The sequence below is a fragment of the Pseudarthrobacter sp. NIBRBAC000502772 genome (assembly GCF_006517235.1).
Taxonomy (GTDB): Bacteria; Actinomycetota; Actinomycetes; order Actinomycetales; family Micrococcaceae; genus Arthrobacter.
Window position 1 is genome coordinate 4,244,950 of the sequence record NZ_CP041188.1, and the last position, 14,365, is coordinate 4,259,314.

General features: G+C 66.6%; 15 protein-coding genes. 9 read left to right on the top strand and 6 right to left on the bottom strand.

All coding sequences use genetic code 11. From position 1 onward, the window contains the following. The first annotated feature begins 35 nt into the window (after positions 1–35). The 4 genes from NIBR502772_RS19705 to NIBR502772_RS19720 all read left to right on the top strand — a co-directional run bounded on the left by NIBR502772_RS19705 (position 36) and on the right by NIBR502772_RS19720 (position 3,242). Positions 36–521 carry a hypothetical protein gene (locus NIBR502772_RS19705; RefSeq protein WP_141141449.1) on the top strand — a complete coding sequence of 162 codons (486 nt, stop codon included), beginning with the start codon at positions 36–38 and terminating at the stop codon, positions 519–521. Between the two features lie 156 nt (positions 522–677). After that, the gene (locus tag NIBR502772_RS19710) at positions 678–1,307 is read left to right on the top strand and encodes a DUF305 domain-containing protein (RefSeq protein ID WP_141141450.1); all 630 of its coding nucleotides are present in this window, start codon (positions 678–680) and stop codon (positions 1,305–1,307) included. Between the two features lie 95 nt (positions 1,308–1,402). Beyond that, positions 1,403–2,044 carry a low molecular weight phosphatase family protein gene (locus tag NIBR502772_RS19715; protein WP_141141451.1) on the top strand — a complete coding sequence of 214 codons (642 nt, stop codon included), beginning with the start codon at positions 1,403–1,405 and terminating at the stop codon, positions 2,042–2,044. An 88-nt stretch (positions 2,045–2,132) separates the two neighbouring features. After that, positions 2,133–3,242, top strand: coding sequence for an LCP family protein (locus NIBR502772_RS19720; protein ID WP_141141452.1), 1,110 nt, complete (start codon positions 2,133–2,135; stop codon positions 3,240–3,242). Positions 3,243–3,671: 429 nt separating this feature from the next. Here the strand turns inward: NIBR502772_RS19720 and NIBR502772_RS19730 are convergent, their stop codons facing one another. Then, positions 3,672–4,085: a hypothetical protein gene (locus NIBR502772_RS19730; protein ID WP_141141454.1), complete on the bottom strand. Its 414-nt coding sequence runs from the start codon at positions 4,083–4,085 to the stop codon at positions 3,672–3,674. 472 nt (positions 4,086–4,557) lie between these two features. On the opposite strand from NIBR502772_RS19730, the gene NIBR502772_RS19735 reads away from it, so the two are divergent. Continuing rightward, the gene (locus NIBR502772_RS19735; protein WP_141141455.1) at positions 4,558–6,798 is read left to right on the top strand and encodes a S9 family peptidase; all 2,241 of its coding nucleotides are present in this window, start codon (positions 4,558–4,560) and stop codon (positions 6,796–6,798) included. A gap of 100 nt (positions 6,799–6,898) precedes the next feature. Here NIBR502772_RS19735 and NIBR502772_RS19740 read toward each other — a convergent pair whose 3' ends face one another. The 4 genes from NIBR502772_RS19740 to NIBR502772_RS19755 all read right to left on the bottom strand — a co-directional run bounded on the left by NIBR502772_RS19740 (position 6,899) and on the right by NIBR502772_RS19755 (position 9,765). Further along, positions 6,899–7,348: an SRPBCC family protein gene (locus tag NIBR502772_RS19740; RefSeq protein ID WP_141141456.1), complete on the bottom strand. Its 450-nt coding sequence runs from the start codon at positions 7,346–7,348 to the stop codon at positions 6,899–6,901. Between the two features lie 70 nt (positions 7,349–7,418). Continuing rightward, a complete protein-coding gene (locus NIBR502772_RS19745) occupies positions 7,419–7,886 on the bottom strand; it encodes an SRPBCC family protein (protein WP_141141457.1) in 468 nt (155 codons plus the stop codon). A gap of 106 nt (positions 7,887–7,992) precedes the next feature. Further along, positions 7,993–8,550, bottom strand: a complete 558-nt coding sequence (locus NIBR502772_RS19750; protein WP_141141458.1) for a GNAT family N-acetyltransferase — start codon at positions 8,548–8,550, stop codon at positions 7,993–7,995. 60 nt (positions 8,551–8,610) lie between these two features. After that, positions 8,611–9,765: an acetate kinase gene (locus NIBR502772_RS19755; protein ID WP_141141459.1), complete on the bottom strand. Its 1,155-nt coding sequence runs from the start codon at positions 9,763–9,765 to the stop codon at positions 8,611–8,613. A 149-nt stretch (positions 9,766–9,914) separates the two neighbouring features. Here NIBR502772_RS19755 and NIBR502772_RS19760 point away from each other — a divergent pair, with 149 nt between their 5' ends. From NIBR502772_RS19760 to NIBR502772_RS19770, 3 genes are all read left to right on the top strand, one after another. Beyond that, the gene (locus NIBR502772_RS19760) at positions 9,915–11,030 is read left to right on the top strand and encodes a GTP-binding protein (RefSeq protein WP_141141460.1); all 1,116 of its coding nucleotides are present in this window, start codon (positions 9,915–9,917) and stop codon (positions 11,028–11,030) included. Positions 11,031–11,066: 36 nt separating this feature from the next. Next, a complete protein-coding gene (ykgO, locus tag NIBR502772_RS19765) occupies positions 11,067–11,189 on the top strand; it encodes a type B 50S ribosomal protein L36 (protein ID WP_058931424.1) in 123 nt (40 codons plus the stop codon). A 96-nt stretch (positions 11,190–11,285) separates the two neighbouring features. Beyond that, positions 11,286–11,543: a hypothetical protein gene (locus NIBR502772_RS19770; protein WP_141141461.1), complete on the top strand. Its 258-nt coding sequence runs from the start codon at positions 11,286–11,288 to the stop codon at positions 11,541–11,543. A gap of 86 nt (positions 11,544–11,629) precedes the next feature. Here NIBR502772_RS19770 and pta read toward each other — a convergent pair whose 3' ends face one another. Further along, positions 11,630–13,708 (bottom strand): phosphate acetyltransferase, encoded by a 2,079-nt coding sequence (gene pta / locus NIBR502772_RS19775; RefSeq protein WP_141141462.1) that lies wholly within the window; start codon positions 13,706–13,708, stop codon positions 11,630–11,632. A gap of 165 nt (positions 13,709–13,873) precedes the next feature. Between pta and NIBR502772_RS19780 the strand changes: the two genes are divergently transcribed. After that, positions 13,874–14,359: a hotdog fold thioesterase gene (locus NIBR502772_RS19780; RefSeq protein ID WP_141141463.1), complete on the top strand. Its 486-nt coding sequence runs from the start codon at positions 13,874–13,876 to the stop codon at positions 14,357–14,359. Positions 14,360–14,365 lie beyond the last annotated feature (6 nt).

Here is a 14,365-nt window from a genome sequence, read left to right on the forward strand (position 1 = left end):
CCAAAAGGCCCGCCCACACGAGCAGGAGGAACGCCATGGCAGCAACAGCACCCGGCCCCTTCATGGCGCTCCTCCGGCGTGCAGGGCTGTTGACCGGGCTGCTCGCTGTCATCGCCGGGATTTTCGGGATGCACATTATGTCCGGCGCCCACACCATGCCCACGGCGGCCTCTGCCGGCACGGACATGACCCTGACGCAGATCCAAGGCTCCCATGCTGTACATGGGGGCCACCCGGCAGCCCAGTCCTCCACTGCCGACGCTCTGGTGGCACCGCTGGATCCGGCGGCACCGGTGTCCGGGACGGCGTCTCCCTGTACGTCTCCCGGCAGCTGCCCGGCGATGGCCGCCGGGGACGCTGCCTGCGTCCTGTCCCCGGCGAACACTTCCCTGTCGGCGCCGCTGCCCGGCACCACGCCGTTCCCGGCCTTCAACGTCACCGGTGCCGCCGTGGCCACTACCACCTATGCCTATCTGCCGGGAAGTCCTTCCCCTGGCGACCTCTGCATCAGCCGGACGTAAAACTGCCCTGCCCCGCGTCCTGTCCGGCGCACCCTGCGCAGCCACTGACGCTGCCCAGCCACCCCGCATACGCCGGGGCCGGCCACCCGGCCCCGCCACCGCACGCATCCGCAACGGCGCCTGACGCCGCTGATACTTCGAAGGACACTGATTTTGATGAAAAAGACCCTGAGTATTTCCACTCTTGCCATCGCCGCAGCGATTGCCCTGGCCGGCTGCTCCACCGGTTCCACCGGTTCCGCCGGTTCTGACGGAAGCAGCATGCCGGGCATGACCCACGGCGGCTCCGGAATGCCCTCCAGCTCCGCGCCGGCAGCTGCAGACTTCAATGAAGCCGACGCCGTGTTCGCACAGCTGATGATCCGGCACCACGCCCAGGCCGTGGAAATGTCGGACCTGATGCTGGAGAAGGAAGGCATCCCGGCGACGGTGACCAACCTGGCCACCAGAATCAAGGCTGCCCAGGGACCCGAAATCGAGAAAATGACCGCCTGGCTCAAGAGCTGGAACCGGCCCACCGAAATGCCCTCCGGCATGGCTGGCGGGCACAGCATGTCCGGCATGATGGGGCAGGAGGACATGACCGCCCTCCGTGCAGCCCAGGGCACTGAAGCGGCCAAGCTGTTCCTGACCCAGATGACCGCGCACCACGAAGGCGCCGTCACGATGGCCAAGACCGAAAGCACCGACGGCAAGTACCCCGAAGCGGTCCAGCTGGCCAAAGACATCGTGACCGCCCAGGAAACCGAAATTCAGGAAATGAAGGACCTTCTGGCCACCCTCTAGCAGCAGCCCTTGAGGCGGCGGCAGCGGCACGTGTTAAGTTGAAAGGTACGACGGGCCGCACCGGGTCCGGCGCATCGGCTGGAAAGAGAAGTTCCGTGGAATCCCCCGCATCTGCCCCCGCACCCGTGAGGATCCTGACGGTCTGCACCGGCAACATCTGCCGTTCCCCCGTGGCTGAGCGGCTGTTGCAGGCCGGGCTGGACCAGGTGATGCCGGGCGGATTCGAGGTCACCAGCGCCGGAACCCGGGCCATGGTGGGCGACCCCATGCAGCCGCTGTCCGGCGACATCGTGCGCACCTTTGGCGGGAACCCGGACGGTTTCGTCTCGCGGCAGCTGACCGGCAAGATCCTGCGCGGCGTGGACCTGGTCCTCACCATGACCTCGGGTCACCGCGGCGAAGTGCTCCAGCTGGACGCCTCCCTGCTCAAGCGCACCTTCACCATCCGCGAGTTTGCCCGCATGCTCGACGTCCTGGACGAGCGTGCGGACAGTGCCGCAAACGTTCCGGTAGCGGACGACGGCGGCAGTCCCCTCAGTGCCAACACCGCCTTCTGGCGGGGGCTGCCCGCGCGCGCCGCGTCCGTCCGGCACCTGTCACTGCCCGCGGATTCCTCCGAAAACGACATCATCGACCCCTACCGGCGCAGCCCCGAGATCTACCACCAGATGGAGGACGAACTGGCCCCGGCCATCGTTTCCATTCTGCGGCACGCGCGCCTGAACGTTCCCGCCTAAACCGGCGAGCCGCCGTCGTACGTTACAGCATGGAAACGACACGCTCCGCGTTGTAGCCGGAACCGGGTCGGAGGGCGGACACTAAGTCATGGCGAGCACCCCAAGCGGTCCTGATCCGATCGGCCCCGGCAATTCCGGCCCCGAGCCTGCTGCGCCTGCCACGCTGAAACGGCGCCGCTTGATCGCGGCGGTGCTGTCGCTGGTACTGGTTGCGGTCGTCGCCGTGTCCGCCCTGCTGTTCACCAAGCCTGCCGCGGAAGTTGCGGCCCCGGTGCCCACCATCACTGACACCGCCACGCCCACTCCGTCGGAGACGACACCGCCCCCGCCCCCGGCACCGGCCCCTCCCCCGCCGCCCGAACCCATCGCGGAACTCCCCGCGGCGCCCATGAACATCCTGGTGATCGGCAGTGACAGCCGCGCGAACGCCCGGGAGCAGGCAGCCCACACCGCAGCCACGGGCGAATCGCAGGACCACCGCGCCGACACGCTCATGCTGGTCCACATCCCGGCCGACCGCCGCAGTGTGCACGTGGTCTCCCTCATGCGGGACCTCTACATAAACATCCCCGACTACGGCTATGCCAAGATCAACACCAGCCTGCAGGTGGGCGGCATACCGCTCGCGACCCGGACGGTGGAGTCCCTGATGGGGACCCACATCGACCACACGGTGATGCTGGACTTCCACGGTTTCAAGACGCTCACCGACGGGCTGGGCGGAATCGACGTGAACGTCACCGTGCCGTTCCAGTCCACTCACGAAACGCAGCACGTCTTCACACCGGGGGTGAACCACCTCGACGGCCAGGCGGCACTGGAATTCGTCCGCGAGCGCTACGCCTTCGTCGACGGCGACTTCCAGCGGGTCCGGAACCAGCAGACGTTCCTCCGCGCCATCCTCGCCCGGCTCACCAGCGACGGCGCCCTGCGCGATGTGACTGCGGTGCGGGCCTTGGTGAATTTCGCATCCGGCTACCTCACGGTGGACCAGGGCTTTGATCCTGTGGGCGTCGCGATCCTGGCCTACGGCATGCGCGACATCGACCCCAACGCCATTGTTTCGCTCACGCTTCCGACAGCCGGGGTGGGCACGGCACCAGGAGGGGCGTCGGTGGTGTTCCCGGACTACGGCGGGATCGCCCAGGTGGCGGCTGCCATGCGCGAAGGCCGGCTGCCCGAGTACGCGGGCGGGTAGTACCCCGGGGGTGATTGCTTGGCACCAGCTGGCGGGCACCAAGTGAAACGGCCCCCGGCTGTGCCAGGGGCCGTTTCACTTGGTGACTTAACTCCGGGTGGGGTCCGGACGCAGCGGTGCGGGCCCCGGATCCGGGACGGGCAGCGGTCCGGGAGGTTCCGGCGTCGGGATGGGGCTGGGCCTGTCCGGTCCCGGGTGGCCGGGATGGGTGGGCTCCGGACTGAAGGGGTCCGGGCCTGGTTCCGGCGGGAACGGCTCTGGTTCGTGCACTGGCGGGATGGTCATGGAACTTCCCCTCTCACGCTGGGCGGGTACGCCTTTGCGTGATCAGGATACGCCTGCCCGCCATCAACGCTCTCTCACATCCTGCAGAAATTTCCCGAACGCTCTCTCACTCCGGCTGTGAGTGCGTTCTAGTCCGACCTGCTTCTAGGCCGGACGGCGCAGTCGGACCGGGCGGGAAACCGGCGCCTTGGCTGCTTCGCCGGCTTCCCTCATCAGCGGGACGGCGAAGCTCACCACCAGGCGGGCGTTGGCGTCGTCCGTGGACCTGATGGTCAGGCTTCTGGTGCCGGGCGGCAGGGACGGAGTGAATACCTGCAGATTGCGGGAGCCGAGGCTGGCCGAGTCCCGGAACGTGTATTGCGTGCCCCAATGGTCTTCGATGGCAATCTCCGGGATGGCTCTCCCGGCAGCGGACTCCACGTGGATGTTGACCACCAGGCACGTGCTCCAGACTTCGACGGAGAGCACCGTGAACTCTGCGCCGGGCGTCAGGTGCAGGCCGTACGTGGGCGGCAGGAGCATCTTCCGGAGGATGCCTTTTGGAATCAGGTTTCGCATCTTCGCCCCCAATATCACTAAGAGTGCTTCCAATTAGCCCGCGATTAGGACGCCCTGTCAAGGTCCCTGCTCAGCCTCCTGCGGCAACCCGCACCAGCATGGCCAGGGACGCAGAGAAGTGGTCCCCGGCGGGGCCGGGGACCACCGTATCGGAAGGGTCGCCCGCAGACTGCCGATGCGCTATCTGGCGCTGTGGCGTGCCGAAACGGCTAACCGCCCTAAGAGGCAGATGAAAAAGAACGCGTCCGGATCCTCCCGGTAATGCCGTTTTAGCACCCGGCGGAGGGCGGTTCAAGGGGTTCCGGCCGGTAACTTAGCGGCCCGTCCGGCCCGGCTGCTCCGTTGATCTATCACTTACAGTCGTTTTGCCCCCGGTTTAGGGACCATAAGTGATAGATCAACGGGGCGGGCGAGGGCTACCCCGGTAGCGAACGGCGGCCATTTTGTCCGCCCGGCTCTATATATTGAAGGCATGACCCAGACTCCGCTGCAGGATTCCGCCACTTCGTCCGCCGCTTCCTCCCCCGCGCCGCCAGTGGCCAAGAAGGTCCCGCACGAGCGGACGCACCACGGCGACACTTTTGTGGACAACTACGAGTGGCTGCGCGAGAAGGAATCCGCCGAAGTGGTTGAGCACCTGAAGGCCGAGAACGCCTACCAGGAGGCCGTCACCGCCCACCAGGAGCCGCTGCGCGAGGCCATCTTCCAGGAAATCAAGGGCCGCACGCAGGAGACAGACCTGTCTGTCCCAAACCGCAAGGACGGCTGGTGGTACTTCAGCCGCTCGGTTGAGGGCAAGGAGTACGGCATCCAGTGCCGCGTCCGCGCCCAGGACACCGGCAACCCGGTGGCCGACTGGACTCCCCCCGCAGTGGAGGCCGGCGTCGAAATCCCCGGCGAGGAAGTGCTGCTGGACGGCAACATCGAGGCCGAAGGCAAGCCGTTCTTCTCGGTGGGCGGCTCGGCCGTCACGGTGGACGGGAACCTTTACGCCTACGCCGTGGACAACGCCGGCGACGAACGTTTCACCCTCCACATCAAGGACCTCCGCACCGGGGAACTCCTCCCGGACGTCATCGAGAACATCTTCTACGGCGTCAGCTTCTCCCCCGACGGCACCCGCATTTTCTACACCGTTGTGGACGATTCGTGGCGCCCGTACCAGGTCAAGTCCCACGTCCTGGGCACGCCGGTCTCCGACGATGAGGTGATTTACCAGGAGGACGACGTCGCCATGTGGCTGGGCTTTGAGCTCTCCTCTGACAGGCGCCACCTCGTGCTGGGCATCGGCTGCTCCGAGTACAGCGAGACCCGCCTGCTGCGTTTCGATGACCCGACGGCGGCCCTCACCACCGTGATTTCGCGGGACGAGCGCGTCCTCTACGAGGCCGAGCCGTTCCTGCTCACCGGTTCTGACGGCGAAAAATCAGAACGCATCCTGCTCACCCACAACCGCGGGGCCATCAACTCCATGGTCTCCCTGGTGGACCCCGCCGAGCTCGCCAAGCCGTTGGCCGAGCAGCACTGGAGTACCGTCGTCGAGCATTCCGACGACGTCCGCGTCAACGGTGCCGGCGTCACCTCCACGCACCTGATTGTGTCCGTCCGCAAAGACACCATCGAACGCGTCCAGGTGATGGGACTGGCCGGCCTCGGTACGCCCGCGCAGGAAGCTCCGGTGGAACCGGCGTTCGACGAGGAGCTGTACACGGCCGGCGTCGGCGGTTCGGACTACGAGGCACCGGTGATCCGGCTGGGCTACACGTCCTACTTCACGCCGTCGCGCGTCTACGATTTTGTGCTGCCCACCCCGGTGCAGCCCGCCGGCGAACTGCTGCTCCGCAAGGAAAGCCCGGTGCTGGGCGGCTACGACGGCAGCGACTACGTGGCCACCCGCGAATGGGCCGACGCCGCGGACGGCACCAGGATCCCCCTGTCTGTGCTGCGCCACAGAAGCGTCAAACAGGATTCGACGGCGGCGGGCCTGGTCTACGGGTACGGCTCCTACGAGCTGAGCATGGACCCCGGTTTCGGCATTGCCCGGCTGTCGCTGTTGGACCGCGGCGTGGTGTTTGTGATCGCGCACATCCGCGGCGGCGGCGAGCTGGGCCGACACTGGTATGAGGACGGCAAGAAGCTCGCCAAGAAGAACACCTTCACCGACTTTGTGGACGCCACGGACTGGCTGGCCAAGTCCGGGTGGGTGGATCCGTCCCGGATTGCGGCGCTCGGCGGCTCCGCAGGCGGTCTGCTGATGGGCGTAGTGGCCAACCTGGCACCGGAAAAGTACGCAGCGGTGGTGGCGCAGGTGCCGTTCGTGGACGCCCTCACCACCATCCTGGACCCGGAGCTTCCGCTGTCCGCCCTGGAGTGGGAGGAATGGGGCAACCCCATCACGGACCCCGAGGTGTACGCCTACATGAAGTCCTATTCACCGTACGAGAATGTGCGTTCCGTTGCGTACCCCAAGGTGGCCGCGGTGACGTCCTTTAACGACACCCGCGTCCTGTACGTGGAGCCGGCCAAGTGGGTCCAGGAGCTGCGGAACAAGACCACCGGCGCCGAGCCTGTGGTGATGAAGATCGAAATGGACGGCGGCCACGGCGGCGCGTCCGGGCGCTATGTCCAGTGGCGCGAGCGGGCGTGGGACTACGCGTTCATCGCCGACTCCCTCGGCGCCAAGGACCTGCTGCCCGGGGCCGGCCTCAAATAGCCCATCGATTGCTCCGTAACCGCCGTTTTGAGGGTCCAAAAGGGCGCTTACGGAGCAATCGATCGGGATCCCGCGGGCCGCGATGGCAAGCCTGGGCCGGTCAGGTGTTGGGATGCTCTGCCAGCCACTTGGCCAAGGCTTTGAGGTTGCCCCGGAGCGACCAGCCCAGGATGAAACTCACCAGCCGGGCGGGCACCTTGTCCAGGAATCCCAACCCTGACCTGACCTCAATCAGCTCCGTCAGACGCGTGCCGCCGTCGACCGGTTCCAGCATGAACGTCACGGTGACGTCGCGCTTTCCTTCGACCGAGCGGGACACCATCCGCCGGGGTGGCTGGAAGTCCGTGTACTCGACGGTCCAGTCGGAGCGCTGTCCCATGTAGCTGCTCGTGCCCCGACCTCTGGTTCCCAACCCCACCGGGCCATCACCCACCTGCCCGGACGCAACGACAAACCGATCATAGACCGCGAGGTTTTCGAACCTGGACACGAAGTCAAAGACCTCCTGCTGCGGACGGGCAATGTGGACGCTTTCTTCTACGACTGGCATGGCAATGCTCCTTGGACGCGCCCAGAGTCGGCCCGGTGGGGGCAGCTGGGGCTGAATCCGGTGTCCGTCCTCAGCCGTCGCTGCTCCCCAGCTCCGGATGCTCAGCCAGCAGTTCGGCCAGTGTCTCGAGGTTGGCACGGACGGTCCTGGCCTGGGCTTGTTCCACGAACCGGTCGGCCAGTTTGCCGAACACCCCGCCCAGGCCAGAGGCCGCATCGATCCGGAAGTTCAGGCGCGTCCCGTCACCTTCAGGTTCCAGGACGTGGGTGATAGTGAATTCCAGCTTTCCTTCCACCGAGCGGGATACAAGGCGGGTTGGAGGCTGGAATTCGATGACCTCGGTTGTCCAGTCGAATTTCCTGCCCACCACCTTGCTGGCGCCCTTGACCCGGGTGCCGACCGCAACAGGCTCGGTCCCGACCGTTTCGGCATGGACCGCCGAGGAGTCCCAGACCGGAATGTTTTCGCCCTTGGACAGGAAATTGAAGACTTCCTGTGGCGGGCGGGCAATGTAGACGCTTTCTTCCACGGTAGGCATCGGGTTCTCCTTGGACACACCTGTTGCCAGCCCGGCTTGGCCGGCAGCTAGGCACAACGCCAGTTTGGCCTTGGCGCCTGAGGCCGTCAATGGCCATTCGTTTCCCTCACTGGGACCGGGCGCGCCATTCGTCCTCGAGGATCGCGTAGACCAGCTCAGTGGCCCACTGGCCTTTGTAGTGCCATTTGTCCACCAGCCTGGCTTCCAGCCGCATGCCCAGCCGTTCGCACAAGGCGGCGGAGGCGGTATTCAGGACGTCGAGCTTTGCCTCGATCCGGTGCATCCCCAGCTCCCCGAACCCCAGCCTCAGCACCGCATCCGCGGCCTCGGCCCCGTAGCCCTTGCCCCTCGCTGCCGGCGCCAGGCTCCATCCGATTTCGCCCTGCCCGCTGCCCGAAAGCCATTTCAGCACCACTTCGCCGAGGAGTCCCGGGCCGTCCACCGCCTCGATGGCCAGGCATATCCAGTCGCCCTCCTTCTCGAAGACGAAGTTGGCGTACTTGCCCACGGACTCCATGCACTTGGTGTAGCTCTTGGCCTCCCCCGGCAGGAAGCGGGCCGTTTCGGGCAGCGAATGGTAGGCATGGAAGGCGTCCAGGTCCGCAGCTTCGAACCGGCGCAGGACCAACCGCTCGGTGCGGATGGGCAAAGTGATCTCAGGCATGGACTGAGGCTACCCCGCCGCCCGGTGATCGAGCTCGCCAAGATCCGGGTTTCGATGGGCTCAACCACCAACGACGGCGGCAGTTGCCTCTGCGATGGCGCGCTCCTCGTCGGTGGGCACCACCAACACCGGGATTGCGGACGCTGCCGTGGAAATCACCCGCGGTTCCCTGGACCGCTGACTGTTCAGGCCGGCGTCGAGCTCTATGCCCAGCGCATGCAGCCTGTCAGTCACGAGGGCGCGGAACTCGTGCGAGTTTTCGCCGATCCCCGCCGTGAACACGAGTGCCTTGGCACCACCGACGGCCACGTGGTAGCCGCCGATGTACTTTGCCAGCCGGTAGGACGTGACCGCGAGCGCCATCGAAGCCTTGGCGTCGCCGGCCTCTGACGCCTCCACCACCGAGCGCATGTCGTTGTTCCCGGCCAGCCCCTTCAGCCCCGATTCGCGGTTGAGCATGGCGTCGATGTCGTCCGATGTCCACCCGATCCGGCCGAGGAAGACCAGGATGGACGGATCGAGGTCGCCCGAGCGGGTGCCCATCACCAGGCCCTCCAACGGCGTGAAGCCCATGGACGTGTCCACCGATTGACCGCGGCGGATGGCCGTGACGGAAGCGCCGTTCCCCAGGTGGGCGATCACGCCGTCGAACTCGTCCACGGGCAGATCCAGCAGCACGGCGGCGCGTTGCGTGACGTACTCGTGCGAGGTGCCGTGGAAGCCATAACGGCGGATGCCGTGGTTCGTGTAGAGCTCGTCGGGCACGGCGTAGCGCCAGGCGTGTTCGGGCAGGGTGCGGTGGAAAGCGGTGTCGAACACGGCCACCTGCGGCAGGTCCGGCCACTTCTTGCTGATGGCCCGGATGCCCAGGACGTTGGCGGGGTTGTGCAGCGGCGCCAGCGGGTTGAGTCGCTCGATGGCACGGGTGATCTCGTTGTCGATCAGCACCGGCTCGGCGAAGCGCTCACCGCCGTGCACCACTCGGTGGCCCACCGCCGCCAGGTCAAGGTCCCCGAGCTCGGCATGGATCGCGGCATCTACCAGTTCCAGCGCCTCCGCATGATCTCGGGGACCCTCGATTTCGCCGTCGCCATCACCGCCGTTGCCCATGCCGATCTTCTCGATCAGCCCTTCGGTCAGCACAATGCCGGCGGCCACGTCCCGGACCTGGTACTTGAGCGAGGACGAACCGGAATTGATAACGAGCACAAGCATGGGGCCTCCTGAAGCCTCGGTGCCGCGGGGCACAGCTGACGAGGGGTGGTGCCGGAGCCTGGTGCAGCGCTCCCTGGGATCCACTCTATAAGTTGCCCCCTGGGCACGTTGACTTGTAAATGATAATGATTCTCATTAGAGTGATCGGCATGCATATCACTGTGATCAGCTCCCTGGACGCCCTGTGCCGCCAGCAAGCCTGCCAAGACGCGGCCGCGGCCAATCCCGGCGCCGTGGTGGTCCTGCACGACCTGTTGGAGAACGGCGTGGTCATCCGCAGGATCTCCAGCCAGTCCGGGCTTGTGGAGCGCACCGAGACGCAGCTGGAACACGGCTGCCTGAGCTGCACGGTACGGCTGGACCTCGTACCCACCATCGAGCGGCTGCTGGAACGCGGGGAGACCCAGGCCATCATCGGGCTCCCTCCGGCCGTGTCCGCGGAGGCAGCGATCGGGGCCCTGCGGCGTGGCCTTTCCCGCCCAGTGACGATTGATTCCGCTGTCCTGGCCTGCGCCCCTGACACGCTGGAGGACCACATTTGGGACCACCACACCCTGTTTGAGTCCGGGTTCACGCCGGTCCCGGAGGACCAGCGCACTGCGGGTGAATTCCTCATCGGCGAGCTGTCGTTCAATGACACCGTCCTGCTGGCGGAGGTGGACCTGTTTCCGGCCGACCTCGCCCTGCGTGTTCGCGGCGTCCAACTGGTCAGGGAACTGGCCCCTCACGCTGACGTGGCGGAAAACGCCCGCCTCATCCGCCCGGGCCGCCACAACTACCACGACGCCCTGAGCCGGACGGTCCCCGGTTCGGTGCGGATCCCGGCGTCGTCCTCAACATCACCGTTCACTACCGTCACCCACCGGGCCCAACGGCCGCTGCACCCTGAGCGGTTCCGGCACGCCCTGGCGTCCCTCGCGGAAGGGTGCTGCTGGTTGCGGGGACGCCTGTGGATCGCCGCCGCACCGCAGTGCCGGATCGCCATCCAGGGCATCGGCCCGCGTGTCTGGCTCGAAAATACCGGACCGTGGCTGGCAGACCAGGACGCCGGTGCGGCGCCCGATCCCCTCAACCACGTGGACGCCCACCTGGACTGGCATCCGGAACACGGGGATCGCGGAAGCGTGCTGGCCGCGACCGGAGCGGATATGGACCCGGCGGAAATTGCGCAGCTGCTCTCCGCCTGCGAACTCACCGACGCGGAAATGGAGGCCGGGTTCGTCGGTCTGACCGACCCGTTCCAGCTCGACCCCGCCCCGTCCTGAACGGCCCACCAACCGCCAACAACAAGGAGCAATCCCATGAAAGTCAGAAATTCCCTCCGCGCCCTGAAGAAGGTTCCCGGCGCCCAGATCGTCCGACGCCGGGGCCGCACCTTTGTGATCAATAAGAAGAATCCGCGGATGAAGGCCCGTCAAGGCTGAGGCTGCAGCCCCGCTCACCCCGCGCCCGCCGTTGCGTCAGCCGCGGCAGGCGCCTAGAGTCGGCGGACACGTTGCACTATGCAGAGAGGGACTTCCATGCCGAACGACACCACTCAGCCCGACAACACCGAACCTGAGACCGCAGAACCCGCCCCCGGCACCAAGGACCCCACCGGCGTCGAGGGTTCCAACCCGGCCCTGGACGACACCGGAAGCCCCAAGGTCGACGAGGTGGGCGAGGCTGCTGAGCAGCCCAAGGATCCGCAGAACCTGGACCTCACGCCCGAAGGACTCTCCGACGAGCCCGCCAAGGAAGAGGACCCGGACAGCCTGGCCAAGCCGGAAAACAGCTAACCACAACGCGGGGTCACTCAATGCCCAATATTCCCTCCGGAAGGGGCATTTAGTGACCCCGCGTTGCTTGTCGTCCCTCACCGTCCCTACGAGGCCGGCACCTGCGCCTGGATGGCGGTGATGGCCACCGTGTTCACGATGTCCTCCACGGTGCAGCCGCGCGAGAGGTCGTTAACCGGCTTGCGCAGGCCCTGCAGGACAGGCCCGACGGCGACCGCCCCCGAGCTCTGCTGCACCGCCTTGTACGTGTTGTTGCCGGTGTTCAGGTCCGGGAAGATGAACACGGTCGCCTGGCCTGCCACCGACGAGCCGGGCATTTTAGAGGCCGCGATGGAAGCGTCCACGGCGGCGTCGTACTGGATGGGGCCTTCGACGGCGAGATCCGGGCGGCGTTCACGCACCAGTTCGGTGGCCTGCCGGACTTCGTCCACGGCCTCGCCGGAGCCCGAGCCACCGGTGGAGTAGGACAGCATGGCCACGCGCGGCTCCACCCCGAACTGCACCGCGGTTTCGGCCGAAGCCAGGGCGATGTCCGCGAGCTGCTCCACGTTGGGATCGGGGTTCACCGCGCAGTCGCCATAGACCAGCACCCGGTCCGGCATGAGCATCAGGAACACGGAGGACACGATCTTCACGCCGTCGCGCGTTTTGACGAACTCCAGCGCCGGGCGGATGGTGTGCGCGGTCGTGTGGGCGGCGCCGGACACCATGCCGTCCACTACTCCGAGCTGGACCATCATGGTGCCGAAGTAGCTGCCGTCCTGCATGATTTCCAGGGCTTTGGGCAGGTCCACGCCCTTGTGCGCGCGCAGCTCGGCGTACTTCTCCGCGAACCCCTGCCGCAGTTCCGAGGTGGCCGGGTCCACGATGTTGATCCCGGCGAGGTCGATGCCGTTGGCCGCCGCCAGCTCCCGGACCTGCGAATCCGGTCCCAGCAGGGTGAGGTCGCAGACGTCGCGGCGGTGCAGGATTTCGGCGGCCTGCAAGATCCGGACGTCCGTTCCCTCCGGCAGCACCACGTGCCGGCGCTGCCCCCTGGCCCGTTCGATGAGGTCGTGCAGGAATCGCAGCGGGGTCATCCGCTCCAGTCGCGGCAGGTGGAGGCGTTCCACCAGCTCGGCCTCGTCCACGCGCCTGGACCACAGTCCCAGGGCGGAGGCCACCTTGCGGCGGTGCCCGGACCAGATCTCGCTGCGGACCTCGGAGACCCGCTTGGCGGTGGTGTAGGTGTCCTGGCTGGCGGCAAACACGGGGAACGGCGCCTGCGCCAGGAGCGGGTAGATGTTGGCGTCGGGGGACAGCCCGCCGGTCAGGATCAGCGCGGACGGCACCGGGAATTCCGGCGAGAACGACGACGCCAGGCAGGCCACCATCACGTCCGCCCGGTCGCCCGGAACGATCACCAGGGCGCCCTCGTCCAGCACGTTCAGGAAGTTGCCCACGTTCATGGCCGCCACCTTGATGTCCCGGACGTCGCGTTCCATGTCCGCGAGGCCGGCGATCTGGCGTACACCCAGCGCCGTGGCAACCTCGCCGGTGGTGGGCCGGGCGATCTCCTCCAGCTCCGGCAAGACGTACACGGGCCGGTTGGATGCGCCCGGTTTGATGGCGGCCGCGATTTCCTCCATCAGGTCCGGGTCCGCGCGGTTCACCATGATGGCCAGCAGCGTGCACTTTTCCGCCACCAGTTCCTTGCGGGCAACCTCGACGGCGGCCGCGGCCTCCGCGACGCTGAGCCCCTTTGCGCCCACCACGGCAACCACCGGCGCGGCCAGGTTGTTGGCCAGGCGGGCGTTGAGGTCAAACTCGACGGCGGCGTCCTGGCCGGTGAGGTCCGTCCCCTCCACGATCACCACGTCGCAATGCTTGGCAATCTCGGCGAAGATCTCCACGCAGCGCGCATCGATGTCGGCGCGTTTTCCGTCTGCCAGGAGGGCACGCACTTCGGTGGACGTCAGGCCCCCACGGCAACGGTCGTCGTCGAGCGCGAAGCGTGATTTCATCAGCGCCACCATGGGGTCGCTGGCGGCATCCGGGCCGTGGACCACCGGTTTGAAGAAGCCGATCCGGTCCGCGTGCCGGTGGAGCGTGTCCGCGAGGCCCAGGGCCACGAGCGATTTGCCCGACCCCGGGGTGGTCGCGCTGACGTAGATGCCTTTGGCCATGGTCCGCCCTTTGCTGTGCGTGGTGCCGGTCCCTCCATCCTTGCACTTCCGTGCCGGGGGTCCCACCGGTCGGGGGTACCCACTGACCGGTCTGCCCTTGACACCGGACCCGCATATGGGATTACCTAATGAACATTCGGTATATAAAGCTGGAGGCAATGACGCATGGCTGAAGCAGCACTCTCCGGGGCCACCCACCCCATCCTGGAAAACGACTACGCCTCCGAATGGATGGGCATCGAAGTCCTCGCCGTCAGCGACGGGCACGCCACCATCCGCATGACGCTCCGGCAGGAAATGCTCAACGGGTTCGGTATGGCGCACGGCGGAATGATCTTCGCCTTCGCCGATTCCGCGTTCGCCCTTGCCTGCAATCCGGTCAATCCCACCCCTGAAGAGGCCGACAGCATCACCGTTGCCGCCGGCGTCGACATCAACTTCCTGAAGCCGGCATACCGCGGCCAGGTGATCACCGCCGTCGCGGACCGCCGGTCCAGCTCAGGGCGCAGCGGGCTGTACGACATCCAGATTTTCGCGGCCGACGCCGATACGCTGCACGGTGCCCAGCCCGATTCGTTACCCAGCTCCGGCAACCCGGGGGAACTCATCGCCGAGTTCCGCGGACGCAGCCGCACCATTCCCAAGAAGTAGGAAACC

Excerpts from the sequence above, each read along its gene's own strand:
- NIBR502772_RS19705 (WP_141141449.1), top strand. The coding sequence starts at position 36 with ATGGCAGCAACAGCACCCGGCCCCTTCATGGCGCTCCTCCGGCGTGCA.
- NIBR502772_RS19710 (WP_141141450.1), top strand. The coding sequence starts at position 678 with ATGAAAAAGACCCTGAGTATTTCCACTCTTGCCATCGCCGCAGCGATT.
- NIBR502772_RS19720 (WP_141141452.1), top strand. The coding sequence starts at position 2,133 with ATGGCGAGCACCCCAAGCGGTCCTGATCCGATCGGCCCCGGCAATTCC.
- NIBR502772_RS19730 (WP_141141454.1), bottom strand. The coding sequence starts at position 4,085 with ATGCGAAACCTGATTCCAAAAGGCATCCTCCGGAAGATGCTCCTGCCG.
- NIBR502772_RS19735 (WP_141141455.1), top strand. The coding sequence starts at position 4,558 with ATGACCCAGACTCCGCTGCAGGATTCCGCCACTTCGTCCGCCGCTTCC.
- NIBR502772_RS19740 (WP_141141456.1), bottom strand. The coding sequence starts at position 7,348 with ATGCCAGTCGTAGAAGAAAGCGTCCACATTGCCCGTCCGCAGCAGGAG.
- NIBR502772_RS19745 (WP_141141457.1), bottom strand. The coding sequence starts at position 7,886 with ATGCCTACCGTGGAAGAAAGCGTCTACATTGCCCGCCCGCCACAGGAA.
- NIBR502772_RS19750 (WP_141141458.1), bottom strand. The coding sequence starts at position 8,550 with ATGCCTGAGATCACTTTGCCCATCCGCACCGAGCGGTTGGTCCTGCGC.
- NIBR502772_RS19755 (WP_141141459.1), bottom strand. The coding sequence starts at position 9,765 with ATGCTTGTGCTCGTTATCAATTCCGGTTCGTCCTCGCTCAAGTACCAG.
- NIBR502772_RS19760 (WP_141141460.1), top strand. The coding sequence starts at position 9,915 with ATGCATATCACTGTGATCAGCTCCCTGGACGCCCTGTGCCGCCAGCAA.
- ykgO (WP_058931424.1), top strand. The coding sequence starts at position 11,067 with ATGAAAGTCAGAAATTCCCTCCGCGCCCTGAAGAAGGTTCCCGGCGCC.
- NIBR502772_RS19770 (WP_141141461.1), top strand. The coding sequence starts at position 11,286 with ATGCCGAACGACACCACTCAGCCCGACAACACCGAACCTGAGACCGCA.
- pta (WP_141141462.1), bottom strand. The coding sequence starts at position 13,708 with ATGGCCAAAGGCATCTACGTCAGCGCGACCACCCCGGGGTCGGGCAAA.
- NIBR502772_RS19780 (WP_141141463.1), top strand. The coding sequence starts at position 13,874 with ATGGCTGAAGCAGCACTCTCCGGGGCCACCCACCCCATCCTGGAAAAC.